This window comes from Virgibacillus dakarensis (assembly GCF_900155625.1).
GTDB classification, from domain to species: domain Bacteria; phylum Bacillota; class Bacilli; order Bacillales; family Amphibacillaceae; genus Lentibacillus_C; species Lentibacillus_C populi.
On the sequence record NZ_LT732554.1, the window covers coordinates 488,988 to 515,026 of the forward strand.

22 protein-coding genes are annotated in these 26,039 nt (G+C 41.2%); 5 read left to right on the top strand and 17 right to left on the bottom strand.

Features of this window, described 5'->3' with window-relative positions:
• Positions 1-152: 152 nt before the first annotated feature.
• From CZ382_RS11915 to CZ382_RS11945, 7 genes are all read right to left on the bottom strand, one after another.
• A complete protein-coding gene (locus CZ382_RS11915; RefSeq protein ID WP_088051448.1) occupies positions 153-1,838 on the bottom strand; it encodes a peptide ABC transporter substrate-binding protein in 1,686 nt (561 codons plus the stop codon).
• A 368-nt stretch (positions 1,839-2,206) separates the two neighbouring features.
• Entirely contained in the window at positions 2,207-3,223 is a 1,017-nt protein-coding gene (locus CZ382_RS11920) for an ABC transporter ATP-binding protein (protein WP_327365394.1), read from the bottom strand.
• Positions 3,216-4,244, bottom strand: a complete 1,029-nt coding sequence (locus CZ382_RS11925) for an ABC transporter ATP-binding protein (protein ID WP_088051449.1) — start codon at positions 4,242-4,244, stop codon at positions 3,216-3,218. Before CZ382_RS11925 ends, CZ382_RS11920 begins: the two co-directional genes overlap by 8 nt.
• Positions 4,245-4,271: 27 nt before the next feature.
• A complete protein-coding gene (locus CZ382_RS11930; RefSeq protein ID WP_088051450.1) occupies positions 4,272-5,216 on the bottom strand; it encodes an ABC transporter permease in 945 nt (314 codons plus the stop codon).
• Complete coding sequence (locus CZ382_RS11935) at positions 5,216-6,151, bottom strand: ABC transporter permease (RefSeq protein ID WP_088051451.1); 936 nt, start codon at positions 6,149-6,151, stop codon at positions 5,216-5,218. The genes CZ382_RS11930 and CZ382_RS11935 overlap by 1 nt, the downstream gene beginning before the upstream one ends.
• Positions 6,152-6,459: 308 nt before the next feature.
• Positions 6,460-8,115: a peptide ABC transporter substrate-binding protein gene (locus tag CZ382_RS11940; RefSeq protein WP_088051452.1), complete on the bottom strand. Its 1,656-nt coding sequence runs from the start codon at positions 8,113-8,115 to the stop codon at positions 6,460-6,462.
• Between the two features lie 420 nt (positions 8,116-8,535).
• Complete coding sequence (locus CZ382_RS11945) at positions 8,536-9,465, bottom strand: DUF1002 domain-containing protein (RefSeq protein ID WP_088051453.1); 930 nt, start codon at positions 9,463-9,465, stop codon at positions 8,536-8,538.
• A 298-nt stretch (positions 9,466-9,763) separates the two neighbouring features.
• Between CZ382_RS11945 and CZ382_RS11950 the strand changes: the two genes are divergently transcribed.
• Positions 9,764-10,966 (top strand): MFS transporter, encoded by a 1,203-nt coding sequence (locus CZ382_RS11950; protein WP_088053460.1) that lies wholly within the window; start codon positions 9,764-9,766, stop codon positions 10,964-10,966.
• A gap of 93 nt (positions 10,967-11,059) precedes the next feature.
• On the opposite strand, the gene CZ382_RS11955 is transcribed toward CZ382_RS11950, so the two are convergent.
• Complete coding sequence (locus CZ382_RS11955; protein ID WP_088051454.1) at positions 11,060-11,896, bottom strand: GNAT family N-acetyltransferase; 837 nt, start codon at positions 11,894-11,896, stop codon at positions 11,060-11,062.
• Positions 11,897-12,068: 172 nt separating this feature from the next.
• On the opposite strand from CZ382_RS11955, the gene CZ382_RS11960 reads away from it, so the two are divergent.
• Entirely contained in the window at positions 12,069-12,314 is a 246-nt protein-coding gene (locus CZ382_RS11960; protein ID WP_088051455.1) for a DUF1450 domain-containing protein, read from the top strand.
• 33 nt (positions 12,315-12,347) lie between these two features.
• Here CZ382_RS11960 and CZ382_RS11965 read toward each other — a convergent pair whose 3' ends face one another.
• From CZ382_RS11965 to CZ382_RS11980, 4 genes are all read right to left on the bottom strand, one after another.
• Entirely contained in the window at positions 12,348-13,514 is a 1,167-nt protein-coding gene (locus CZ382_RS11965) for an iron-containing alcohol dehydrogenase (protein ID WP_088051456.1), read from the bottom strand.
• Between the two features lie 17 nt (positions 13,515-13,531).
• Positions 13,532-13,909 (bottom strand): RidA family protein, encoded by a 378-nt coding sequence (locus CZ382_RS11970; RefSeq protein WP_088051457.1) that lies wholly within the window; start codon positions 13,907-13,909, stop codon positions 13,532-13,534.
• 51 nt (positions 13,910-13,960) lie between these two features.
• The gene (locus CZ382_RS11975) at positions 13,961-14,584 is read right to left on the bottom strand and encodes a lysozyme family protein (RefSeq protein WP_088051458.1); all 624 of its coding nucleotides are present in this window, start codon (positions 14,582-14,584) and stop codon (positions 13,961-13,963) included.
• A 140-nt stretch (positions 14,585-14,724) separates the two neighbouring features.
• On the bottom strand, positions 14,725-16,077 hold the full coding sequence (locus CZ382_RS11980) for an MATE family efflux transporter (RefSeq protein WP_088051459.1): 1,353 nt from the start codon (positions 16,075-16,077) through the stop codon (positions 14,725-14,727).
• Between the two features lie 158 nt (positions 16,078-16,235).
• Here CZ382_RS11980 and CZ382_RS11985 point away from each other — a divergent pair, with 158 nt between their 5' ends.
• Positions 16,236-17,855, top strand: coding sequence for a long-chain fatty acid--CoA ligase (locus CZ382_RS11985; protein ID WP_088051460.1), 1,620 nt, complete (start codon positions 16,236-16,238; stop codon positions 17,853-17,855).
• Here CZ382_RS11985 and CZ382_RS11990 read toward each other — a convergent pair.
• On the bottom strand, positions 17,803-18,246 hold the full coding sequence (locus CZ382_RS11990) for a hypothetical protein (protein WP_140392730.1): 444 nt from the start codon (positions 18,244-18,246) through the stop codon (positions 17,803-17,805). The genes CZ382_RS11985 and CZ382_RS11990 overlap by 53 nt on opposite strands.
• Complete coding sequence (locus tag CZ382_RS11995) at positions 18,243-19,286, bottom strand: NAD(P)H-dependent flavin oxidoreductase (protein WP_088051462.1); 1,044 nt, start codon at positions 19,284-19,286, stop codon at positions 18,243-18,245. Before CZ382_RS11995 ends, CZ382_RS11990 begins: the two co-directional genes overlap by 4 nt.
• A gap of 297 nt (positions 19,287-19,583) precedes the next feature.
• Here CZ382_RS11995 and CZ382_RS12000 point away from each other — a divergent pair, with 297 nt between their 5' ends.
• The gene (locus CZ382_RS12000; RefSeq protein ID WP_088051463.1) at positions 19,584-20,372 is read left to right on the top strand and encodes a serine hydrolase; all 789 of its coding nucleotides are present in this window, start codon (positions 19,584-19,586) and stop codon (positions 20,370-20,372) included.
• Positions 20,373-20,492: 120 nt separating this feature from the next.
• Complete coding sequence (locus CZ382_RS24230) at positions 20,493-21,782, top strand: hypothetical protein (protein WP_088051464.1); 1,290 nt, start codon at positions 20,493-20,495, stop codon at positions 21,780-21,782.
• A gap of 201 nt (positions 21,783-21,983) precedes the next feature.
• Here CZ382_RS24230 and CZ382_RS23755 read toward each other — a convergent pair whose 3' ends face one another.
• The 3 genes from CZ382_RS23755 to CZ382_RS12010 all read right to left on the bottom strand — a co-directional run bounded on the left by CZ382_RS23755 (position 21,984) and on the right by CZ382_RS12010 (position 25,900).
• Positions 21,984-22,133, bottom strand: a complete 150-nt coding sequence (locus tag CZ382_RS23755) for a hypothetical protein (RefSeq protein ID WP_155554977.1) — start codon at positions 22,131-22,133, stop codon at positions 21,984-21,986.
• A gap of 101 nt (positions 22,134-22,234) precedes the next feature.
• Entirely contained in the window at positions 22,235-22,459 is a 225-nt protein-coding gene (locus tag CZ382_RS23430; protein ID WP_140392731.1) for a hypothetical protein, read from the bottom strand.
• A 279-nt stretch (positions 22,460-22,738) separates the two neighbouring features.
• Complete coding sequence (locus CZ382_RS12010) at positions 22,739-25,900, bottom strand: DEAD/DEAH box helicase (RefSeq protein ID WP_088051465.1); 3,162 nt, start codon at positions 25,898-25,900, stop codon at positions 22,739-22,741.
• Between the last annotated feature and the right edge of the window lie 139 nt (positions 25,901-26,039).

The following is a 26,039-nucleotide window of genomic DNA, read 5'->3' on the forward strand; positions in this document are numbered from 1 at the left end:
GTTGAAAGCGCTTACCACACTTAAAGGAGCTTCGTCTCATGATGCTCATCTATCATATTTTGGATCTTAAACAAATAAGCACCAATATAAGGTATATAGAAATTCTATATACCTTATATTTAGTTAACTTATTTGTACGTTTAAAGTACATTTTAATGTTCTGTAATATAACCCCACTTCAGATTAAAGCTGCCGACTGGGTTTACCTGGATTCCTTTTACATAATCCTGATGGACAAATACATTTGTATAGAAATAAATTGGAGCTAATGGCATTTCATCCATAAAGATTTCTTCTGCTTGACGAAGCAGGTCTTTACGTGCCTCAAGATCTGTTTCCGTTCTCGATTTCTCTAACAGCTCAGCATACTCTTTATTCTCCCAGTTCGTGTAGTTGTTCCCGCCTACAGTTTGGAAGATTTCCAGGAAGTTAATGGCGTCGTTAAAGTCGCCAATCCACCCCATTCGTCCAACCTGATAGTTTCCTTCACCCATCGTATCAAGGAACACGTTCCATTCTTCGTTATTCAGTTCTACTTCAACACCAAGATTCTCTCTCCACATATCTTGAACTGCCTGCGCAATTGCTGCATGCCCTTCGTCTGTGTTATAGGTGAGTTTGATCGTTGGCAGTTTATCAATACCAAGCTCTTCCATACCTTTTTCAAGGTATTCTTTCGCTTTCTCAACATCATTGTCTTTAAAGTAGCCCTCTTTATTCTCTTCCCAGATAGAAGGTGGTACTAGAGCCATCGCTGGTTGCTGTTCACCTTTTGTAATGTTCTCGACAACTCCTTGACGATTAATGGCCAAGGCAAACGCTTTACGGATGTTTACATTGGTAAATGGTTCAACCTCGGTGTTGAAGGAATAGTAGTAAACACCCGCCTTAGGTGAAATATTTAGTGAACCATCCTGCTTTAACGAAGGAATTGCAGCAAGCGGGATAGCTCCAGTTGGTGATCCTGCCCAGTCCAATTCACCATTTTCATACATTTTTAGTTCTGTTGCTTCGTCCTCAATCATAAACATGTTAATCGTTTCTAGCTTAACATTTTCTGCATCCCAATAATCTGGATTCTTCTTTAACACGATTTGACTTTTATGGTCCCATGACTCTAACAAAAATGGTCCATTAGTCACATAATCTTCACTGACATCTACTGCCCATTCATCATTACCTTCAACAACCTTTTTGTTTAATGGGTAGTAAGTATGGAATGCGGTTAACTCAAGAAAATAAACAGTCGGCTGGTTAAGTTCAACAACCAATGTTTTATCGTCTTTTGCTGTAATACCTACTTCATCAAGTGATACTTCACCGCTTTTTGCTTTCTCGGCATTTTTGATTGGGTACAATTGATAAGCATAATCTGTATCAGGGCTATCCGGATTAAGTACCCATTTCCATGCGTATTCAAAATCTTGTGCTGTTACAGGGTCACCATTCGACCATTTAACATCATCACGAATGGTAAATGTATATGTTTTTTCATCATCAGAAATTTGGATATCTGATGCCATTGCTTTTTCCGGCTCGCCATCCTGGTTTACACGTGTTAACCCTTCAAAGACCTGGTCAAGTACCGAACTTGAGGTTGTATCAGATGATTTACCTGGATGTAATGAAGGTGGTTCTGTTTTGATATTGATGTTAAACGTTTGATCGGCAGCAAGCGCTTCATCACCACTTTCCCCGCTGTCGCCTTTCTCTTCCTGATTAGCTTTGTCTCCGCCATCGTCACTACTTGCTTTATCATCCCCGCCGCCACAAGCTGCAAGAAAGATACCCATAGCAAATACAAGCATTAGAAGTAAAGACCATCTCTTCCAATTCATTAATTTGACCCTCCCTGGTATTCTCTAATTTAACAGATAATTCACATTGTTAGTTAAATTATCTGCCCTATTTATTATACTATCATTTCAAAATTATTTCATTACTTTTTTTAAAAAAACTATTGGTAATAGGGGAATAATTTATTTCGGAAACTGAATATTTCGTATACTGAAGTTTCCAAAACCCCTAACCAGACTGGGTTTAGGGCCTATTCCCTATAAGTAATCGCTTTCATACTTTTAAATAAAAATTTTTAAAAAAATATTTTCCTTTAGTAAAAAACGCCCTGTTATTTGGCAAAATTTAGGTTTAAAAATAAAAAACCGGGACCATTTCGCTATAAAATGAACCCGGTTTTTTGATCTGTTTACGCTTTTATCGTTTGTGTTTCTTTCGCTTCATCATTATATCTTTCATCGTACAAATGACATGCTACCCAGTGATCTTTTTTGTATTCCTGGAATTCTGGTACTACTTTCGCACAGACATCCATGGCAAATGGACATCTAGTTCGAAAACGGCAGCCGCTTGGCGGGTTTATCGGACTTGGGACATCACCTTCTACGATGATTCGCTCTCTAGAACGTTCCACCTCCGGATCGGAAATCGGAATCGCACTTAACAATGCCTGCGTATAAGGATGCAGCGGTTCTTCATATAGATCATCACTTGTCGCTATTTCCGCCATACTACCCAAATACATAACACCTACACGGTCACTTATGTGCTTTACCATCGATAAATCATGGGCAATAAACAAATATGTTAACCCACGCTCCTTTTGCAGTCTCTTTAATAGATTGACTACTTGAGCCTGGATGGACACATCAAGTGCCGAGATTGGTTCATCGGCAACAATGAAGTCCGGGTTAACCGCCAAGGCTCGAGCAATCCCAATTCGTTGCCGCTGCCCGCCACTGAATTCGTGGGGATAACGGTTACCGTGGTCGGCGTTCAGACCGACTGTTTCCAATAATGCATTGACACGATCCAGTCGTTCCTTTTTGTCCTTTGCCAGGCCATGGATGTCGATGCCTTCAGCAATAATATCTTTGACAGTCATTCTTGGATTAAGGGACGCATAAGGATCCTGAAATATCATTTGCATGCTGCGGTTAAATTTTTTCAACTCTTTTTTCGATTTTTTGGCATGAACATTTTCACCTTGAAAGTCTACTTCACCTTCTGTCGCCTCGTACAGGCGTAAAATGGTACGACCTGCCGTAGATTTTCCGCAACCGGACTCTCCTACTAGTCCAAATGTTTCCCCTTTATAAATATCGAACGAAATACCGTCAACGGCTTTTAAAATATTCTTGGAATCTATTTTAAAGTGCTTTTTAAGATTATTGATTTCCAGTAATTTTTCTCTCATTTCACTCATGAACTTTGGCACCTCCTACGACCGCTGACTCTGGGGGTTCTACCTTTGGTGCGCGCTCATCCAACAGCCAGCAAGCTGTTTTTTGTGTATCAGACAGCTCTGTATAGTCTGGCATATGGTTTTCACATACCTTCATTGCATATGGGCATCGTGTAACAAACGGACATCCTTTAGGAGGATCTGCCAAATCAGGCGGGGAGCCCGGAATTGCTTGAAGTTCTTCTGCACCGCTATCCAATTTTGGCATGGATCCTAACAATCCCCAAGTGTAGGGATGCTTCGGTTTATAGAAGATTTCATCCACAGTACCGGTTTCTACGATTTTCCCGCCGTACATAACAGCTACACGGTGGGCAGCATTTGCAACAACACCGAGGTCATGTGTGATTAGAATAATTGCTGTACCGGTTTTTTCCTGCAGGGCACGCATCAGATCGAGAATCTGTGCTTGAATTGTTACGTCCAGTGCGGTTGTTGGTTCATCAGCAATCAATACTTTCGGGTTACATGCTAACGCAATAGCAATCATCGCACGTTGTCGCATACCACCAGAATACTGGTGCGGATATTGGTTAATGCGGGCTTCCGGATTTGGAATTCCAACAAGCTTAAGCAACTCAACACCACGTTTATGTGCTTCATTTTTCGACATATTCTGGTGCTTGACCAATCCTTCCGCAATCTGTTTACCAACCGTCATAGTCGGGTTTAGCGATGTCATTGGATCTTGAAAGATCATACTAATATCTTTACCACGAATTCCCTGCATTTGCGTTTCCGACTTCTGGGTCAAGTCTTCTCCTTCAAACATGATCGATCCACCAGCAAATTTACCTGGAGGCATTGGGATCAGCTGCATAATCGCTTGTGATGTTACGCTTTTTCCTGATCCGGATTCGCCAACAATTGCAAGTGTCTCTTTTTCATCAAGCTCAAAGCTAACACCGCGAACGGCTTTTACTTCACTACCGTATGTGTCAAACGATACAGAAAGATCGTTAACTTTTAATAGTTTACTCATTTCCTATCCTCTCCCATTACGCCTCTACTAGCGCTCTTTTGGATCTAACGCATCTCTCATTCCATCACCAATAACATTAAATGCCAGCATTGTTAAACAAATGAAAAACGCTGGAAAGAAAAGCTGGTACGGATAATACTGCAGTGCTGGCAGTGCATCAGACGACATCGTACCCCAGCTTGCAAGTGGTGCTGGCACCCCAAGACCAAGGTAGCTTAAGAACGCTTCTGTGAAAATAGCATTTGGAATCGTTAGTGTTAATGTAACAAGTACAGGTCCCATTGTATTTGGTACTAAGTGTCTGAATAGTAACCTGCTATTGCTTGCACCAAGGGACTGGGACGCCATCACATATTCTTCAGACCGAAGCTGCATAACCTGCCCCCGTACAATCCTTGCCATATTGATCCACCCGGTAATGGTCATCGCGATAATCAACGTCCATAACCCCTGTGGCATAATAACCATCAATAAAATGACAACTAAAAGATATGGAACACCGTACAAAATATCGGCAATCCGCATCATATATTCATCAACTTTTCCACCGAAAAATCCGGCAACTGCACCCCAGATAATCCCAATAATCAGGTCAATCAGGGCAGCCATTAAACCGATAAACAAGGAAATCTTTGCTCCGTACCATGTTCTGGCAAATACGTCTCGGCCTAAGTTATCAGTACCAAACCAGTGCTCACTCGATGGCGGTTGATTAGATTTCATCAAGCTGTTCTCGTAATAATTTTGACCCGAAATAGGACCACCGGCAAAAGATGCAATTGCTAATAAAACAATAACGACAATCCCAAAAAGGGCTAATTTATTTTTCCGAAAGCGGCGCCAGGCATCCTTCCAATAGGATGTACTTTCACCAGCAATCTTTTCAGCTTCTGCATCATTGACTTGAAGGGGTTCAAAGTCCGACTGCGTTAAATCTGCTTTCTGCAAACTTGATTGTTTTTGTTGTGCCATTATTTTTTGTCCCCCTTCGCAACAATTTTCATCCTTGGATCAACAAGTCCATATATTAAATCAACGATTAAAATGGAAACGAGCAATAACACACTGAAGAACACAGTCGTTCCCATAATGACGGTATAATCACGGTTTGTTACACTTACAACGAACTCATTTCCAAGTCCCGGAATACCGAATATTTTTTCAATAACAAAGCTTCCGGTCAAGATTGATACAACTAACGGTCCCATATAGGATATTACCGGTAAAATGGCATTCCGGAGTGCGTGTCTATATGTTACGACCCGCTCACTTAACCCTTTTGATTTTGCCGTTTTAATGTAATCAGCATTCAATACTTCAAGCATACTGGAACGCATGAGTCTGGCAATAAAAGCAAGCGGTGTTGTGGCTAATGCTATTGCCGGCAAAATGGTATGGGCAAATGATTCAAACCTCGCAACCGGCAACATCTCCAACTTAATGGCAAATATATATTGCAAGACGGTTGCCATAATAAAACTTGGAACCGATATTCCTAGTACGGCAATAACCATCGCCACATAATCACCAAATTTATTATGCCTTAACGCTGCTATTACTCCCAGAAGCACACCCACCGCCAAGGCAAGGAAGATAGCCTCTGCACCCAGTATTAGGGAATATGGAAAACTTCTACTGATGATGTCCGTAACTTCCTGTCCAACATATTTAAAAGATGGCCCAAAGTCGAATTGAACGGAATTCACAAGGTAATCAAAATATTGTTGATATAATGGGTCATTTAATCCGTATGCCTCGTTCATTTGATGCTCTATTTCCGGTGGTAACTTCCGCTCAGAAGCAAAAGGTCCACCTGGCGCTGCCTGCATTAAAAAGAATGTTATCGTAATGATAAAGAATAGTGAAACAATTATATAACCTAGCCGTTTTAACAGGTATTTGGCCAAGAGATTACACCTCCGTATTCCCTCTGATAAGCTAACAAACGTTTTTTAGGAATTATTTTTCTTTTAATGAAAAAGGGATGAAACGTTTCACCCCCCTACGAGAACACCTTACCATCTATGAAACTGGTTACGTTTAATAGAAATAGTTATTAAGCAAATGCTTTATCTGGATAAGGCCTTGCCAATTCTGAAGGTTGTATCAAAGGAGTTTTCGATTCATGCTGTTTTTGTTACTTCCAAATTCGGTACCAATGCGAGGTATGCAGAATTCACTGCACACCTTTTGATCCTTGGTACCACAATTGTGATTAATGTTCTGTGATGTAACCCCACTTAAGTTGTATCTCACCAAGTGGTGAAACATCAACATCTTTTACATAATCTTTGTTTAACCATACGTTTGTATAGAAATAGATTGGTGCAATTGGCATTTCATCCATGAATATCTCTTCAGCCTGATGTAAAATATCATCACGTGCTGCTTCATCTGTTTCTGTTCTGGATTCGGCTATTAATTTAGCAAACTCTTCATTTTCCCAGTTGGTATAGTTATTGCCGCCAACAGTTTCAAAGATTTCCAGGAAGTTGATTGCATCATTAAAGTCTGCATTCCAGCCCATACGGCCAACCTGATAATTTCCTTCACTCATCGTATCAAGGAATACATTCCACTCTTCGTTATTCAATTCCACATCAACACCAAGATTTTCTCTCCACATATCCTGGACAGCTTGTGCAATTGCTCCATGTGCTTCACTTGTATTATAGGAGATTTTAACAGTTGGTAATTTGTCCAACCCTAGTTCGTCCAATCCTTTTTGTAAATATTCTTTCGCCTTTTTTACATCTTTGTCTTTAAAATATCCTTCACTGTTTTCTTCCCAAATAGAAGGTGGAACTAATGCCATCGCTGGCTGCTGCTCACCTTTTGTAATATTTTTCACGATACCTTCGCGATCCATTGCCAGCGCAAAAGCCTTGCGAATATTCGCATTATTGAATGGTTCTTCTTCTGTATTAAAAGAATAGTAGTATACACCTGCCATTGGTGATATATTCAATGAACCATCTTTTTTCAATGCCGGGATTGCTGCTAATGGAAGCGAACTTGTTGGTGACCCTGCCCAATCCAGTTCACCGTTTTTATACATTTGCAGTTCTGTGTTTTCATCATCGATCATGTACATATTAATTGTTTCCAGTTTAACGTTGTCTGCATCCCAGTAGTCCGGATTTTTCTTCAATACGATTTGATTTTTATGTTTCCATGATTCCATTGTGAATGGTCCGTTTGTAACGTACTGGTCTCCAGCATCCTGAGCCCAGTCATCAGAACTTTCAGCAACGTTATGGTTCACTGGGAAATACGTATAAAATGCTGTTAGGTTTAAGAAATATGGTGTTGGATTATTCAGTTCAACAACCAATGTTTTATCATCTTTTGCGGTAATACCAACATCGTCCAATGATCCGCCATTTTCCTTTGCATCTTGAGCACCTTTAATTGGGTAAAGCTGATAAGCATAATCTGTATCAGGGCTTTCTGGATTTAACACCCATTTCCATGCTGATTCAAAGTCCTGTGCTGTAACAGCATCACCATTGGACCATTTCGCATCATCACGAATCGTGAATGTGTATGTTTTCTTGTCATCGGAAATCTCCACTTTTTCCGCCATTGCTTCTTCCGGTTCCCCGTCTTGGTTAATTCGCATTAACCCCTCAAATGTTTGTAATAGGACAGCCGCTGATGTAGAGTCAGTAGCTTTCCCTGGATGTAGTGTCGGCGGCTCTGTTTTAATGTTTATATTAAACGTTTGGTCGGATGCCATTGCTGTTTCACCGTTTTCGCCGTCTCCACTGTTAGAAGATCCTTTTGATTCTTTATCAGTATCTCCGCCACAAGCAGCAAGAACAAGACTCATAGCGAATACTAATGTTAAGAGTAAAGACCACTTCTTCATGAACTAATTCCCTCCTGTTGTTTTTCTATTATTTTTTAATTCAGACAATTTAGGTTTATTAAATTTGTCTGCATGGAGAATTATACTACTATTCGACAAAATTTGCACATGTTTTTTAAAAAATTGTTGAATTTAGCCCAAATTTTTTATTTGTGTCCTGAAAAATTTCGTGAATCTAATTTCCATAAATCCTTTATTATAAGTATATTTAAGTATTTAAATTTGTGAATTCATTTGCAATATAAGCAAACATGTAATTTTTCCCATTAAACGACATAAAATTAGCAAAACTTTGATTTGCCATCAAAATATAAGTGCTTTTGTCGAAATTATTCATAAAAAAAGACAGTGAACCTAAACGGTTTTACACTGTCTTTTTTCTATTGATTTTATATTATAAAATGGAATGTCAGACTGCATTTAGCCAAATAACCCCTTAATAAAGTTGCCGATCATCTGGAAGATTTCCCTAAAAAAATTTCCTACCTTTTCCCAAAAGCCGGGATCCAACCCTAACTCATCTATTTTATTTTTAACCGTTGATGCAATATCTTCAAGCTGGTTTTTTACTTTGTCAAAGTCAATATTGAGATCACGCATTTTTTCGAAAAGATTAGTTAACATTTGCCTGTCCTGGTCACTTAGCGAGATTTGCAACTTATCTAGTTGTTCCTTGACAATTTGTTCGACTTCTTCCTTTGTAGCTGGATCTTGTTCGGCAATTGCTTTTTTAATTTCTGTCATTAATTCACTTACTTTTTCTTGGTTCATTCCTTCTTTTTTCGCAAGGTCTGTCGAAACATCCAATTCTTCATCCGCCAATTGCATTCGTTCTTTATCAAGCTCTACCCCTTGAACATCATATGCTTTGTAGATTCCGGTTAATGCCGAATGACCACTTACTTTTACTGGTGAAGCGACATCAACAGTTGCATCTTCAACACCGGCTGTTAACAATGCATTTGCGTACATCTCACTTGTCACTTCTGTTATATTTTCCGGTGTTACAATATTAATGGTTAGCCCTTTACCTTTTTCCTCTCGGGTGATTTTCGCGGAAGAATACATACGCGAATTGGGATCCCCGTCAATATAATTGGCAATATCTTGTCCCGTCACATTATATTCCTCCGTATTATCCGGATCTTTTACCTCAAGGAGCTTACGAACCTCTTGCTTCTGGCTATTTGATAATGTATCACCGTAAACAACAATCGGAACACCCAGTTTTTCATTGATGCTCTCAGAATTATCATTTGCTCCTTCTGCTGCCATGACCGGTAATGCAATCCCGGTAATCAAGCCAATTAGTAATGCAGCCGTTGTAAGCTTCTTCCAAAAACGTCTCATATTGAATTCCCCTTTACATACATTTCTATACTATTCGTAATGTCAAACTTATTTCTATTCGTTTGCAGTACATCCTATTCCTGATTATTATAACGCATCCGTCGAGATTAAACATGGACTTTATACCGTTTTAGCAAGGAAAATTTGTGGAAATTCAGTGATAACGTGACCGTGAGCATAAAACTTTCATTTTGTGTCTGCACTCGATATTATTTAGAGTGACGAAATAAATGCACGAAAGAAGGTATTGGCAATCGTTGACCAGCAAAATTCAATTGTAAAGCGAAATTTAGCGATCATGTGGTTTGCTAACTTTTTTGTTTCCGGAAGTATGACAATGGTGCTTCCATTTCTCTCTTTGTACATTGAAACCTATGGAGATTTCTCGGCTTCCTATGTACAAAATTGGTCCGGCTGGATATTTGGCATTACGTTTGTGACCGCCCTTCTCTTTTCACCGATATGGGGACGAATCGGCGACAAATATGGCCGGAAGCGAATCCTGATGATTTCTGCATCAGGTCTGGGTTTCTCTATCCTCCTGATGGGATTCGCCACCAACGTATGGCAGCTTTTTATCTTGCGGTTTTTCATGGGGATATTTACTGGCTTTATTCCAATATCACAAGCGTTCATCTCGACGCAAACGCCAAAAAACATTGCCGGCCGCGTGCTGGGTACATTGCAAACCGGCAGCATCACCGGTTCATTAATGGGACCTTTATTGGGTGGCGCCTTTGCTGATGCGTTCGGTTATGCAGCAACATTTAAATGGACGTCTATCTCTATCTTTATATCAGGGATAATTGTATACTTCGGGGTAAAAGAAATTGTGATGAGATTCGCTGATGACAAAGATGACACAAAAGCCTATTCAAGCAAGGAAGTGATCGCCCACATTATTTCCCGGCCCGTACTGCTCGTTGTCATGTTAATCTCCATGCTTGTTCAAGTCGCCCACTTTAGCGTACAACCAATTTTATCGTTGTATGTCAGTGAATTGCACGGAACAGCAAATATCGCATTATTTTCCGGGATGGCCTTTTCGGCAGCAGGTCTTGGTAATCTGTTAATGGCGAGGAGATGGGGGCGCTTAGGTGACCGGATCGGGTATATTAAAATCGTGATAGTTCTGCTGTTCATGGCAGGCATTGTCTACTTCCCGGCGGCATTTGTCACGAATATTTGGCAATTGATAGTCCTGCGCTTCTTACTCGGTATTTCGATCGGCGGTATTATTCCTGTCCGCATTGCCTATATCCGGCAAGAGGCACCACTCTCCATTCAAGGTGAGGTACTCGGCTACAATACTTCCTTACGATTTGCCGGCAATATCGTTGGACCAGCACTTGGAGGAATGCTCGCAGGATTCTTCGGTTTTTCCGGTGTATTTTTCGTAACAAGCGGCCTGCTTGTATTAAGTGGCGTGATCATGTTGGCAGCCTGGTATCGGCATGAGTATGAAGGAAAGCATTCGCGCCGGCTTTCTTCTTACTCATAGTTAGGAATAGTTGAATGAAAACGGATAGCTTTTCCTTAGCTGTCCGTTTTTGATGGATGAATTTGTACTTGAATCAACGTTTTCTTGATAGCATTACCTTGCCAACGTATAATAATCCTGCGATTGATAGGACCTGAAACCACATGTCTCATAAAGTTTAAGCGCATGATCGTTTTTTGTCTCTACCTCCAGAAAAAGGGGATAGCCTTTTTCTCTTTCCTGTTTAATGACCTTTAGCAAGATCTGTTTTCCATACCCCTTACCCTGGTGCTCCGGAGCAATACAATACCCAAAAATCCAGGCCTCATCGTTATGATGAGCAACTCTGATCTTGCCAATTACAATTCCGTCTAAATCAATTATATAAAATTCCTGATCTTTATCTTTTTTGATCCGTTCATTATACAGCTTTGCCTCCTCTTCTTCAAAACCGAAACAGCTGATATCCAAACGAACCTCTTCGGCAAAATCTTCTGGCCCTGCGTTTCGAAGTACTAAGCCTTTATCTGTCATTTTAAAATCGCCGCTTTGTTTCTCATCGTATTGCATTTGGTGCTCGGTCATTGCATATATACAGGATTGGTTCATCACAAATTCCCTTCCTGATACAGAATTTGCAGGTGAATTAAGCAGTATCGTTTTATAATCACCTTCGCTAATGACATCTAAAGCATCGTGAAATAGTTTTGTAAAAATTCCTTGTCTTCGGTATTCTGGTTTCACCATGCCACATACCTCGATTTTCGTACCAAATCCGTACAGCCCAAGAAAGCCAACAAGTTCATTATTTATATAGTGGAAAAAATCGAGATTTTCATTGCTGGAACGATTCTGGAGCATTTCCCAGTTTAATTTTAATTGAAATTGTTCATCCGCTTCACATTCGTGTTGCAATTTTTTAATATCGTTTAACTGCTTTTCAGTAAGCATCGCATGCCCTCCCCTTTGAACGTATTATACTACAATTATGTATCCGGGAATTTATTATTTTTATGGGGAAATTCTTTGATGCCATAACGGTCATTGACGCAAAAATATTGAATTGCTTTTCTGGATATGCTACAACTGACACAGTCTAACTTATAGAAAGAAAGTGATAACAGTGGGTATTGTCGTTATCGATGTTTGTGACGGAAATGCGATTACCACGTTAGATATAGAAGGGATTATTGAAGCTGAATTTCCCGAGGCTTCTGTTGTCATTAGTGAATGCCTATTGCATTGCGGATTATGCCGGGTTAGACCATATGCACTCGTAAATGGGAAAAAGGTTTATGCAAAGACCCCGGAAGAATGCTTGGATAAAATAAGGGAAACCATAAAAAAAGAACTAGCTGTTTACTACTAACAGCTAGTTCTTTTTTGAGTACCCTGCTTTTTCCTATAATGCAGCTTTAAAAATCGCAACGGAATCTTCTCTTGTTAACCTTGCAAATTTCCCGTACTCAGGACGAGCTATGACGGTTTTGTCCGCCATTACTTCGATCGAACTTTGATCAATTGCATATTCGGCAAGATGTGCTGGTGCACCAATGGAAGACCAGAATTCCCGCAGCTTTTCAATTCCTTCAACCGCTGCTTGACGATCTGATTTGCCAGAAGTGTTTACATCAAACACACGTACAGCTAGTTGCTTAAACCGTGCAACATTCTCATCCAGCACATGCATCATCCAATGCGGGAACAAAATAGCCAAGCCGCCACCATGCGGAATGTCATGCACAGCAGATACAGCATGTTCCAAATTATGTGTAGCCCAATCGCCTTGGTAACCCATGTTCAGCATACCATTTAATGCTAAAGTTCCGCTTAACATAACCGTTTCACGATACGCATAATTCTCCAGGTCCTGCAAGAGCTTTGGAGCTGTTTCCATTACGGTACGCAAAATTGCTTCACAAAAGCGATCCTGTATTGGTGTATTAGCTGTATGATGGAAATAGTGTTCTAAAACATGTGACATCATATCAACTATTCCGTAAACCGTTTGTTCACGCGGCAATGAAAACGTATGTGTTGGATCCAAGATGGAGAATTTAGGAAATGTAAAGGGTGTGCCCCAGCCATGCTTTTCGTTTAATTCCCAGTTCGTGATGACCGATCCGGCATTCATTTCTGACCCAGTTGCCGCAATGGTCAATACCGTTCCAAAGGGCAGTGCTTCTATTGCTTGCTCCTTCTTCGTCACGATATCCCACATATCGACATCTGTCTTTGCCCCAACGGCAATTGCCTTCGTGCAGTCAATCGTACTGCCGCCGCCAACCGCTAGAACAAATTCAATTTCCATGTCCTTACAAATCTTGACGCCTTTACGAACCGTTGATATACGTGGATTCGGCTCAACACCAGCCAGTTCATAAACGTCTGCGTTGATCTCTTGTAATTTATTGATAACATTGTCATAGATACCGTTGCGCTTAATGCTGCCACCGCCATAAACAAGCAAAACTTTCTTTCCATATTTGGCAACTTCTACTGGCAGTGCATCTAATTGACCTTTACCAAATATCAATTTTGTTGGGTTATAATACGTGAAATTATTCAATAACTTACATCCTTCCGTTACTTTAAATACGCAACTACGTCCATTTCTACAAGCACATCTTTAGGAAGACGACTCACTTCGACGGTCGCTCGTGCAGGATACGGTTCTTGCAAATAGCTTCCATAAATTTCATTTACGGTTGCAAAGTTATCCATGGATGCAAGGTAAATCGTGAATTTGACTACCTGCGAGAAATCTGCTCCTGCCTCTGTTAGAATGGCCTGAAGATTTTTCAGCACCTGTTTGGTCTGTTTTTCTATCCCCTGTTCCACATCACCTGTAGCAGGGTTAATCGGAATTTGCCCCGAAACATAGACGAAATCCCCCGCCTTAATCGCCTGTGAATATGGCCCAATGGCCGCTGGTGCGTTTTCTGTCTGAATAGCTTTTACCATTATTTATGCCTCCTTATATATTTCATTTCCTTTATTTTATCACTTCTCACCCTATTTTTGTTGATCATCCAGCGCTTCCTTATATTTCATCACATCACGAACATAGTAAATATCCCCATAGCAGGCATTATACTGTTTCGCCTCCTGACGCAAACAAGTATAAATCGATTTGTCTTCAGCATTTTTATACATTTTTTTGGAAAAGTCAATTGCCGCTTCTTGTGTATATGATCCGGCATTATTTTTCACATAGTCAATAAAGCCTCTGCCAAAATTATAGGACTGGATGGCTAATTCGACATCACCGCCTGCTGCATCAATTGTTTGTGAAAAGTAATAGACACCTTGTTTAATCGAAAGCTCGGGGTCGTCAATACAGCCTACTTTTCCGCAATAACTTTCCGAGGCCTGCATTGGGTCATTTCCCCGTCCACCGGATTCCTGCATCATCATTGCCAGTAATACATCTTGATAATCTGTCACTTCATATTTCTTAGCATATTTTTCAATAAGCGGCTCATACGCAATAACCTGTTCACTAATCAGCGAGCGGTCTATTTGAAAATCCGTATCATTATGTTTAATCGATACGACGGATATGAAAATAAAAATCCCGCATAGTACGGTTAAAATAAGGAGTGCTTGCTTGATAGCTTTCTTCACGTTTCGTTTCATTTTGCTTCGCCTTTCATTAGATCGACATACTAGTTTCATAGGTTATCCACAGACTAATTCTATATTTTGTGTCGAATTTTATCAATCCCTACAAAATATAGCGGTTATGCACAGCGTTATCCACAGCTTGTGCATAAACACTAGGTATTTTCACGTTTTGTGAATAACTTTTTTTCCCGCCATTTTCCATAACGATAATATAGATACGCGAATAGACTGCTAGTCAAAAAGCTTGCCCCCATGCCCATTGCAATTCCTGTGTCTCCAAAAATAGTTGCACCAATTGCTGCCAAAGGATAGCGCAGGATCCATAAGGAAATGACGTTTAATGCAAGCACCTGATACATGGCACCTGCAGCGCGAACAATTCCATTTAAGATAAAATTTATGCCAAGAAACGGATAGCATAATGCCACAATTTGCAAGTATTTCGTGCCAAAATCAACAGCTTCCGGATCATCTATAAATAGCCTTACACCATATTTTGCTAGAAACAGAACCAATATTCCTACCAACAGCATAACAGAAAAGTTGTATAGAACTCCATATTTGGCAATGCTGCTTACACGAGACCAGTTTCGGATGCCGATATTTTGCCCGGCCATACTGCTTACTGATGTTCCCAGGGCGTGTGCCGGCAGCATCAGCAAGCTATCCAGCCGCTGTGCTGCACTGAAACCGGCAACAACATCCTCGCCAAATCCCGTGACAACACTCATAATCGCTGCCACACCAGCCGAAATAACCGCCATCTGCAAACCGGATGGAATGCCGAGGTTTAGGATTAAGGCGACTTCCTGCTTGCTTGGAAGTGCAGGGATACTAAATGGGGCAAGTTTTCGATACAATACATAACCAATCCCGTACAAAAATGCTAACCCTTGCGATGTCACCGTAGCATATGCAGCACCTTCTACACCTAAGCCAAATCCACTAATGAACAATGGATCAAGCACGATGTTCAGAATAACGGCAATCAGAACGAAACGCAATGGGGTCTTACTATCTCCTAACGCCCGAAGCACGGTACTAATAAAGTTATAGCCAAACAAAAATAATATCCCAAGAAAATTAATTTGCAAATAGGCTTTTGCTGATGCCATCATGCTTGCAGGAGTTCCTAACAGATGCAGCAGCGGCTCAGCCAACACGAAGCCGGCTGTTCCCAGCAAAACGGCTAACAGTGTTAAGATGATAACAAAAGCATTAAGATAACGCCTCAGTCCTTCTGCATTATCACGGCCTTTTTGCTGCGACAGAATTGTTAATGCGGCATTATTCAAGCCGATAATAAAGGACAAAATCGTAAAAATAATGGTACTGGAAACAGCAACAGACCCAAGTGCGTTTGCCCCAAGTAAATTTCCGACCCATAAACTATCAGCAAATTGGTAAGATGTCTGCAATAGGTTTGTCAGCATAATTGGCCCGGAAAAAGTGATCAGCTGTTTCAGGATATTTCCCTGTGTGAAGTCATGCTGCTGTCTGTCCATTTGAAAACCTGCCTCTCATTGTAACTATTTTAGCATGACTAATTCGGCAATGCCTTTCATATAGTTTCATTAAAAAGAACAATTTTGTGAAAACGTTTGCAATCTTGTGATATTATAGGTATAAGGTCTAATTAAATAATAAAGGGAGATGGTTGGTTATGATGCAAACCCCATTAACAGTAGGATCTTTGCTCGAGCGTGCTGAGAAATTTTTTGCCAAGAAGCAGGTGATTTCGCAAACGCATGACAAGCTCCACACTCTAACGTACACCGAGATCGGCAAAAGAACACGTAAGTTAATGAGTGTATTAGCGGAATTAGGTGTCCAAAAAGGCGACCGGGTTGGTACACTTGCTTGGAACCATCACAGGCACTTGGAAATTTATTTTGCCGCACCTGGTATTGGTTCTGTTTTGCACACGATTAATATTCGGCTCTCACCTGAACATATCATCTACATTATTAATCACGCCGAAGACAAGGTTCTGTTGATCGATGAAGATATTTTGCCTCTCATCGAAAAAATTCAGGGTCAGCTCAAAACAGTTGAAGCATTTGTTGTGATGACCGATAAAGCAGAACTCCCGGAATCATCCCTACATCCATTGTATTCCTATGAAGAATTACTTCATACCGGAGATCCAGCCTTCCCATTTGCTGCTGACATCAACGAAAATGATCCGGCCGGAATGTGCTATACATCCGCGACAACCGGTAAGCCTAAGGGTGTCCTATATACCCACCGCGGCATTGTGTTGCACAGCTTTGCCCTGGGACTTGCTGATACTGCTGCTATTTCCGAATCAGACGTATCGATGGCTGTTGTGCCGCAATTCCACGTAAATGCCTGGGGGACTCCGTTTGCTTGTACCTGGTTCGGTTCAACTCAAGTCATGCCAGGACCGCGATTCACACCAAAACGACTTGCTGAATTCATCGAAAAGTTCAAGGTGACCATCACGGCTGGGGTACCGACAATCTGGCTGGGGCTACTAAAGGAGTTGGAACAAGGGAATTATGATACATCGAGTTTGCGAGCGGTACTTTGTGGTGGAGCAGCCGCACCAAAAGGTTTAATCCAAGCATTTGAGAAAAAATACAAGATTCCATTTTATCATGCCTATGGTGCGACGGAAACAACACCACTGGTAACCTTTTCCCGCCTAAAAAGCTACCAGCAGGACCTAAGTGATGATGAAAAACTGGAGGAACGATCCAGGCAAGGTATCCTTGTTCCAGGATTGGAAATGAAAATTATCGGCAATGATGGTGAGGTAGCATGGGATAATCAGGAAATGGGCGAACTATGCCTGCGCGGCCCGTGGATTGCCAGTGAATATTACAAAGACGAACGAAGCGAGAATGCCTTTACTGACGGCTGGTTCCATACCGGAGATGTCGTGACCGTCGATGAGGAAGGGACAATCAAAATAGTCGACCGGACTAAGGATTTGATCAAAAGCGGCGGGGAGTGGATTTCATCGGTAGAGCTTGAGAATGCCCTGATGGCACACGATGCCGTTTTTGAAGCCAGTGTAATTGCCATTCCAGATAAAAAATGGCAGGAACGCCCGATTGCCTGCGTCGTTCTGCATGAAGGGTATAGAGACTCCGTTGGAAAAGCGGAACTGCTGGAATTTTTACGTCCACAATTTGCGAAATTCTGGGTTCCCGACGATATACTATTTTTTGATGAAATACCGAAAACATCAGTAGGAAAATTTCTCAAACGGCAATTACGGGAACAGGTAAAGGAGCACTATAGCCTGCAGCAATAGATTTGGAGGGGGGAGTGACAGAGTGCCGTATAAGTGGCACACTTCCCGAATTTTGTCGAAAGCCGATCGGGTTTTTTATGCGCTCGATCGGGGTTTCTGCGGGCTCCACCGGGTTTTTTGTGCGTTCGATCGGTTTTTTCGCGCGCTCGATTGGGTCTTTCGCGCGCTCCATCGGGTCTTTCGCGCGCTCCATCGGGTCTTTCGCGCGCTCCATCGGGTTTTTTGTGCGTTCGATCAGGGTTTCCGCGGACTCCATCGGGTTTTTCGCGCGCTCGATCGGGTTTCTTATGCGCTCGATTAGAGTTTCCGCGGGCTCCATCGGGTTTTCCGCGGACTCCATCGGGTTTCTCGCGCGCTCGATCGTAGGACAGGCCTTGTCCACAATCATCATTGATCTTGATCCAAAGCATGAATAATTGCTGCAGCTGTTTCTTCTTTTTCAATCGCGCCAACACCTTGACCTGCCCAAAGTGACTGATAGGCAGAAACAGCAAATTCCTTCGCAGCACTGCGCACATCCTTCGTCAGCTCGTTTTGAATCGGAAACGGTAATGTCTCGACCTGACTCTTTTCCACTTCTTCAATGAAGCGGTTATGAATTGCCCGCGCTGGCCGTCCGGAAAACGCCTTTGTAATAACAGTATCCTCACCCTGCGCCTTCAGGAGTGCTTGCCGATATGCACGATTTGTTCCAGCTTCTTTCGCTACTAAAAACCGTGTACCTAATTGAACACCTGCTGCTCCCATTTCCAACAGCGCATCAACCTGATTCTTTGCATGTATCCCACCAGCAGCAATGACGGGAACAGTAAGGGTGGATACTAATTCCTGCACTAAAACAACCAGTCCAATGTTACAGCCACCTTTATATTTTTCGACATTAAACGTTCCCCGATGGCCGCCAGCTTCATGGCCCTGCGCAACAATGATATCATATCCAGCATCAACTAGTTGATTCGCTTCCTCCACGTTCGTTGCCATTCCGAGTAATGTTACCTGATTCCGCTTTAGCTCTTCTATCAAAACCGATGGCAATACCCCAAATGCCGTGCTGACAACTGGAACATTTTCTTCCAGGATTAGCTCTACCTTCTCCTGTAAATAATCATGAACCTTTACAGCTCTTTCTCCGTGTTTTATTTCGAGTTTATCTCTGAATTGATTTAGTACACCTTGCATTTCACTTGTATCCGTAGCGAATGCTTCCAAATTCGTTGCAAACAAATTAACAGCAAAAGGCTTCTTCGTTAAGTTCTTGACTTGTCTTATCTCCTTTTTCAATGCGGTTGAACTCATATAACCTGCACCGATTGTTCCAAGCGCTCCAACATTCGCAACCGCCGCTACAAGCTCTGGCGTTGTAATTCCTCCGGCCATCCCAGCTTGAACAATGGGGATGGTTATTTGCAGTTTTTCCGTCAACGTCTTCATCAAAAATTCCCCCTCTTTCATCATTAATCTAATCCTATCACGAGAGTTAGTTCCTCGTCATGTTAATGGGATAATGTTTTAACGTGCGGGAACCCATCACATAAAAATCAGCTATTTTCCTTAACTTTCCTTGAATTACTTCTTGACAATATTAAGAAAATTCCGTACCATAATAATAATTAACGCAGACGTGTTAAGCATAACATTTTTTCTTGAATAATTTACTAAAAATTCACATAAATTGAAGTAAGTACATTACTCAGCTATTTTAGTTAACTTGAAAAAGGTGAATGAACCATGAGCCTTAGTGAATTAGAAGCAGCTATCCTTAACAAAATTGATGAAACAATTGATCACTTTTCTATTTTGATAAAAACGAAATCCGGTGATATTGCGATTAATGCATGCGAATCAATAAGGGCTGCGAGCATGATTAAGATTCCTATTCTTATCGAAGCCTATCGACAAATCGAACGCAACCTGCTAGACCCCGAGACATCTGTGGATATAGAAAGTGAAAAGAAGGCGGGAGGAGCTGGTGTCATTAACTATCTTACAAACGTTAATGGATACAGCTACCAAAATTTGCTGGAATTGATGATTATTGTTTCTGACAATACCGCGGCAAACCTGCTGCTGGAGAAAATAGGTGTCCAACACGTAAATAAATTTGCTGCAGAAATTGGCTTGTACCATACAAAAATAGGCAGAAAATTCATGGATCAAAAGGCGATTGAGAAAGGGAGGGATAATTATACATGTGCATATGATATGGTACAACTATTAAGTCTGATTGCTGAACCCAACAAAATAGTAAACGATGACAGTAGAAAGCAAATGCTGCGGATACTGTATTACCAGCAATTCAAACAGAAATTACCGGCCTACTTGCATGAAGGAGATGGAATTGACTTTTTCCACAAGACCGGTGAGCTACCCGGTATAGAGCATGATGCAGCTATTATCAGCAATAAAGGAGACACCATTTATGCTGCTATACTGACACAAAACTGGGTTAATAACGGAATCGGCAGAGACTATATTGCCGACATCGGAAGGTTGCTAATCAATTATCTGAAAAACTGATCAAAACATAGCACCACGGACTCCATTCTTCAGCAACCATACAGAGCCGAACTATTTTACATGATTTCTAAACACTTCTTTAATTAGGGTCAAAACATACTATACAAGGGGATTTCGTCTATGAAAATTAAGATTGCTGTTTTTGGCAGGAAGGAAACAATTGACAAACTAAACTACTATGTGGAGGATCAGGAGGACATTGAAATTACTCCGTTTATTTTTACGAATGCAAAGGAAACAATTGAATTAATCGAAAAAGCGGTCATGTGTGATATCTATTTATTCGCTGGTACACTTCCATATCTGTATGCGAAGGAAAAAATTGATAAAAAACGTCTTCCTGCCGTTCAGGTTGCGTGCGATGCGTATACGATCCTGACATCTTTTTACCGGCTGCAAAACGCTCATAATAAATCATTGGGCCGGTTTTCCATCGATGTACTGAATCATAATCATGTGAAGGAAGTAATGACAGAATTAGCGATGCATGATCATCCTATCTATACATATAGTTATGGCGAAGATAGAGAATTGGACATCGATCGGATCATAAAGCATCACGAAGACCTTTGGAATGACGGTAAAATTGATTATATTTTAACCTCGATTGAGGAAGTTGCGGAGCGATTGGAAAAAAATAATATACCGGCATTCTGTATGCAAATCCCCAAAATTAACATGGAAAATGCGATTGAGCGTGCGAGGGAAACTGCTAAATTGAATCAGTCCAAAAGCGTACAAATCGTTTCCGGTTTTGTTCGCATTAAAGATTATGAATTGCTTACTGCCGACAAAGGTGAACTGTTTGCACAGAACCTGTTACTTGAATTACAGCAAATTTTACTGAAATTTGGTCAGCAAACGCGTTCCTCTGTCTTGGCAAATGGCAATCAGTTTGCCCTGTTCGGAACACGCGGGATATTAAATTATATTACAAACCATTACCGGGACTTCCCGCTTTTATTGGAAATAGAACGAACGTTGAACATTACAGTGGAAATTGGGTTTGGGCTTGGGCTGACAGCGAAGCAAGCGGAGGATCATGCCAAATTAGCATTAGAAACGTGCAAGCATTCGGAAAACAGTAATTGTTATATTGTGAATGAACGTAAGGAAACGATCGGACCACTTGGAGTTGAGAAACATTTTAACGCTTCCCAGCTATACCGTGCCTTAATTCATAAGGCGAAATTAAATAATGAATTATCGTATAACTTTATTGACTTCATTAAATTGCGTAACAATGAACCGTTTTCCGCAAACGATATTGCCAATTACTATCGTGTAACCAAACGCAGTGCTGAACGGACGATATACAAATTATTATCAGGAGAGGTTATTAAGGCAGTGGGCGAGGAAAAGCCTTATCAAAAAGGACGTCCGAGAAAATTATTTAAAATAACCATTTAAGTGTGTGTTCAAAAATTCGCCGAATGAGAAGGGCGACTAAGAGCGGCACGTCCTGTACGTCGTAAGTCCACTCTAGCGTTCACCGCCTATCATTTGGTGATATTTTGAACAACCTCTTAAAAATGCTTGAGTCAGATTGGATCGGCAATCTGGCTCTTTTTTATTAACGAATGAGGGAAAACAAGGAAAGTCCCCCATTTGTCAGCTTTCATCATTGAACAAATAATCCATAATTTGGTCAAAAAGTGAAACATCGTCGGTAACTAAAAATACTGGCAGTAAAATAATCGTAATGACTACCGCAGCATTAGCTACAAAAAACTTGCAAACCCCATTGAATACTTTTTTCAATTTTGACCATCCCCTTTTGTTATTTGAATATACTATATATTTGGTACAATTGCAATACCCGTTTTCCAATCATTTGGGCGCCAGGACGCGGCTCATCATGACTAGCAAGTTATCCACAGCGTATCTAATTTTCTTGTGAAGAGGACAAAGCCGATTAAACGCGGGAAGTCGCTGATCAAAAGCGGATAATCGCCGATCAAAACCGAGAAGCCGCTGATCGAAACCGAAAAGTCGCCGATCAAAACCGGGAAGCCGCTGATCGAAACCGAAAAGTCGCCGATCAAAACCGGGAAGCCGCTGATCGAAACCGAAAAGTCGCCGATCAAAACCGGGAAGCCGCTGATCAAAACCGAAAAGTCGCTGATCCAATCTAGAAAAAGCTGCTGGGAGAGCTCGTGTAGCGGTGTATGGACTGCGCACTGCCAAGCTTGGGCGGACGGCGTGGCGTTGTCGCCTGGGGTTTTAACAAACTTTCCCTTTCACCGATGTTGCCCCTATCGTGCGGCGGGTGTTGGCCGCTGGCGCCGGGACGCGGCCTGCCACGACCAGTCAGTTATCTACAGCGTATCTAATTTCCAGCTGGACGATTAAAAAACTGCCAAGCACTATAAGCTCAGCAGTTCTCTTACATCTTCCTCCGTCAAGCTGGTTAGCATTTTCTCACCAGGCTTAATGACTTGATCAATCAGTTCCCGTTTCTTTTGCTGCAGGTCATAAATTTTTTCCTCAATCGTTCCTTCTGTGATGAGACGAATTACCTGCACGACATTTTTCTGCCCAAAACGATGTGCCCTGCCTGCAGCCTGATCTTCAACAGCCGGATTCCACCACAGATCATATAGAATCACTGTATCCGCCCCTGTTAAATTTAACCCGGTACCGCCAGCCTTCAGCGATATCAGAAAGACACGCTTTTCACCATTATTAAATCGCTCGCTCATTTGCACCCGATCCTTTGAGGGTGTCGATCCGTTTAAATAAAAATAATCAATCCCCGCTTCTTCCAATTTATTGATAATAATCTCATGCATACTGGTAAATTGGGAAAAGATTAGCATCCGCTTGTCGTTTTCAACTGCATTTTGCACGGTTTCCATTAACTGCTCAAGCTTCCCTGATTGCCCTTCATAATTCTCGATAAATAAAGATGGGTGACAGCAAATCTGCCGCAATCGTGTCAGTCCGGCCAAAATTTTCATCCGGTTTTTTTGAAAGTCATCATTCTTCATCGTTTGTGCCGCTTCCTGCTGCAGCTTTCGCAAATAACCGAGATATAATTCTTTTTGCGGCTTGGTTAATTCGGAAACATGAACTGTTTCAATTTTTTCCGGGAGCTCCCTTAACACATCCTGCTTCAAGCGACGCAAAATAAATGGCTTGGTCAGCATCGCGATTTTTTCATGCTGCAGTTGTCGGAAGGTACGCTGATTTGGCATTAGTCCTGGTAGAATAACCTGAAAGATTGCCCACAATTCATCAATCGAATTTTCGATAGGTGTCCCGCTTAAGGCAAATCGTTTACGTGCCTTTATTTCCCGGATAGCACGAGATGTTTTCGTTGCGTAGTTTTTAATATATTGTGCTTCATCCAAAATGACCGTTTGGAAAGTCAGTCCCTGATACAATTCGATATCCTGCCGTAAAGTCGAATATGACGTAATCCAAACATCCTGATGGCTCATTTCCTGAATCAGCTTTTGCCGTTCTGCTGGGGTGCCGGTTATAATCGCCGTCTGCAAACCGGGTGCAAACTTTTGACATTCACTTTTCCAATTGTATAAAACCGATGACGGGGCAACAATTAAATGCGGTTTATCACTTGGTTCCGATACAATGTACGTGATACTTTGCAATGTTTTTCCCAGCCCCATATCATCCGCCAAAATACCACCTAATTGATAGGTACTTAACGCCTTAAACCACTGATAGCCGGTTTTCTGGTAATCCCGTAATGTTGCATGTAATTGCTCAGGTAAAGGGTAAATTTGCTCCTCCGGTGATTTCAGTTGGTGAAGCAGGCGGCGAAAGGATGGATCATAGTCCTTTTTTGTTCCGATTAATTCATCAATTTGTGCGCCGCGATATACTGGCATTTGTACGTTTCCATCCTGTATATCCGATTTGCTAATATCCAGATCCGTCAAAAGCTCTTGAATTGAGGAAAATTCCTCCCCCTCCAAGGAAAGCAATGCACCGCTTTGCAAACGATAATACCGTTTCTTCTCCATCACCGCATTCAGAACATCATTAATTTCACTATCATTTATCCCGTCCATTGTAAAACCGATTTCCAGCAAATTGGACGATGACTCCAGTCTTACACTAGTAGTAGGTGATGCTTCATTTTCCACAATAAATTGGCGAACTTCTGAAGTTAAAAACAGTTCCACATATTGCTCAAACAACGGTAAAATGTGATATAAAAAATCATATAACGTTTCCTCATCGGCACTGATATATAATTCTTTTCCATTGTAATGAAAGTTCGCATGCTCAATCAGCCGCATAATCTGCTGTTCCGCACCAACATCACGAATAATAATCACATCATCCTGTTCACGGCCATTGAACGGATCAATGTTGTGGTCGCCATAATGATATTCCAGCTTGCCAACAATGAGATCCTCTTGCACGTCAAGGTAAAGTTTAGCCCGCAATGGTACTTGAATAATCTCCGATGCAACTGCTTCTGAAATTTGTACCTCTCCGACTTTTTTCAACGTAGGAAGAACCTCCGACACAAAAACATCTGCTTGCTTTTTCGTAACCGGTAATTGCTGATTCTTCATGCCAACCGTGTTTAATTGTTCCACGATCGGCAGCTGTTCTTTTGTCGGAAAATAGAACGTTCCATTCGAAAACAATAATTGATACGCGTTGAAATAGACCATGGAATCCATTTCATCTATTGCTAACATCATTTCCCCTTGTTTATTTTTCGAAATAGCAAAACGAAATGGCAGGCTGTCTTTTACAACGTCCACATGATCAAAGCTCTTCTCCCTAGTTTCTACAATAAAATGACGATCAATAAGTCTATCCAGCAATGGTTCGATAAGCAGCGGCGGAATGACGATCGATCGTTCTGATGTATCCCGGTAATGGTAAAATGCCCGATCGGTATATATTTGCTCATTACGTAAAACTGAATACAGCATCTCAAACAATTCCATATCCTGTGTAAAAAAATAGTGATTATCCGGATTGTACGTAAATGTTTTTGTGAAATAGTGCTCATTACCATGCAGAACATGTTTTAAAAATTCATGGGCATTCTTGACAACAAATGAGCGCTTTTCACCCGTTTTTAATTCGAGCAATAACTGCTGGTCATATGTCCATTTCATATAATACTCGACTTTAAGCGGCACCTTTTGTGTCATCATTTGCGATGTCTCCTGGTGCTGAATGGACGTAATCGAGTCAATAAAACGGCTAGTCGTCTGATAATCATCTAAGGTTTGCGCAAATACATTTGATGATGGTTTTTTGGAAATGGCAATTAGAACAGCTACTATATGCTTGCACGTGTTATAGGTATCAAAAGCCGGACAGTCGCAATAGGTATCAATTGAACCACTGTTAAAATCGGCCATGTTTATTTCAACAAAATACATTTCCGACCCGCGAACGGTAGCTGTCCAAACCTGATTATTAATATCAAATAGCAAGTCACTGACCCTGTTCTGTTTATAGTATTCCAATCCACGTCGGTAAACCGCGGCTGGAAACAGTTTTTGCAAATTTATATTCTGAATACTAGCCAAAGTCTATTAACCTACCTTCTGCATGCCTCTCTTTTCTTTATTGTAAACGAGTTTAGCATGTTTTTAAACTGTGAAAACTTTTTTAAATAGATAAGAAGGTATAAAATTTAGGCTCTATTCTGCTCATGCCAGACTAGGC

Coding starts and splice junctions, on each gene's coding strand:
- CZ382_RS11915 (WP_088051448.1), bottom strand. CDS start 1,838: ATGAATTGGAAGAGATGGTCTTTACTTCTAATGCTTGTATTTGCTATG.
- CZ382_RS11920 (WP_327365394.1), bottom strand. CDS start 3,223: ATGAGTGAAATGAGAGAAAAATTACTGGAAATCAATAATCTTAAAAAG.
- CZ382_RS11925 (WP_088051449.1), bottom strand. CDS start 4,244: ATGAGTAAACTATTAAAAGTTAACGATCTTTCTGTATCGTTTGACACA.
- CZ382_RS11930 (WP_088051450.1), bottom strand. CDS start 5,216: ATGGCACAACAAAAACAATCAAGTTTGCAGAAAGCAGATTTAACGCAG.
- CZ382_RS11940 (WP_088051452.1), bottom strand. CDS start 8,115: ATGAAGAAGTGGTCTTTACTCTTAACATTAGTATTCGCTATGAGTCTT.
- CZ382_RS11945 (WP_088051453.1), bottom strand. CDS start 9,465: ATGAGACGTTTTTGGAAGAAGCTTACAACGGCTGCATTACTAATTGGC.
- CZ382_RS11950 (WP_088053460.1), top strand. CDS start 9,764: ATGTGGTTTGCTAACTTTTTTGTTTCCGGAAGTATGACAATGGTGCTT.
- CZ382_RS11955 (WP_088051454.1), bottom strand. CDS start 11,896: ATGCTTACTGAAAAGCAGTTAAACGATATTAAAAAATTGCAACACGAA.
- CZ382_RS11970 (WP_088051457.1), bottom strand. CDS start 13,909: ATGGTAAAAGCTATTCAGACAGAAAACGCACCAGCGGCCATTGGGCCA.
- CZ382_RS11975 (WP_088051458.1), bottom strand. CDS start 14,584: ATGAAACGAAACGTGAAGAAAGCTATCAAGCAAGCACTCCTTATTTTA.
- CZ382_RS11980 (WP_088051459.1), bottom strand. CDS start 16,077: ATGGACAGACAGCAGCATGACTTCACACAGGGAAATATCCTGAAACAG.
- CZ382_RS11985 (WP_088051460.1), top strand. CDS start 16,236: ATGATGCAAACCCCATTAACAGTAGGATCTTTGCTCGAGCGTGCTGAG.
- CZ382_RS11990 (WP_140392730.1), bottom strand. CDS start 18,246: ATGATGATTGTGGACAAGGCCTGTCCTACGATCGAGCGCGCGAGAAAC.
- CZ382_RS11995 (WP_088051462.1), bottom strand. CDS start 19,286: ATGAAGACGTTGACGGAAAAACTGCAAATAACCATCCCCATTGTTCAA.
- CZ382_RS12000 (WP_088051463.1), top strand. CDS start 19,584: ATGAGCCTTAGTGAATTAGAAGCAGCTATCCTTAACAAAATTGATGAA.
- CZ382_RS24230 (WP_088051464.1), top strand. CDS start 20,493: ATGAAAATTAAGATTGCTGTTTTTGGCAGGAAGGAAACAATTGACAAA.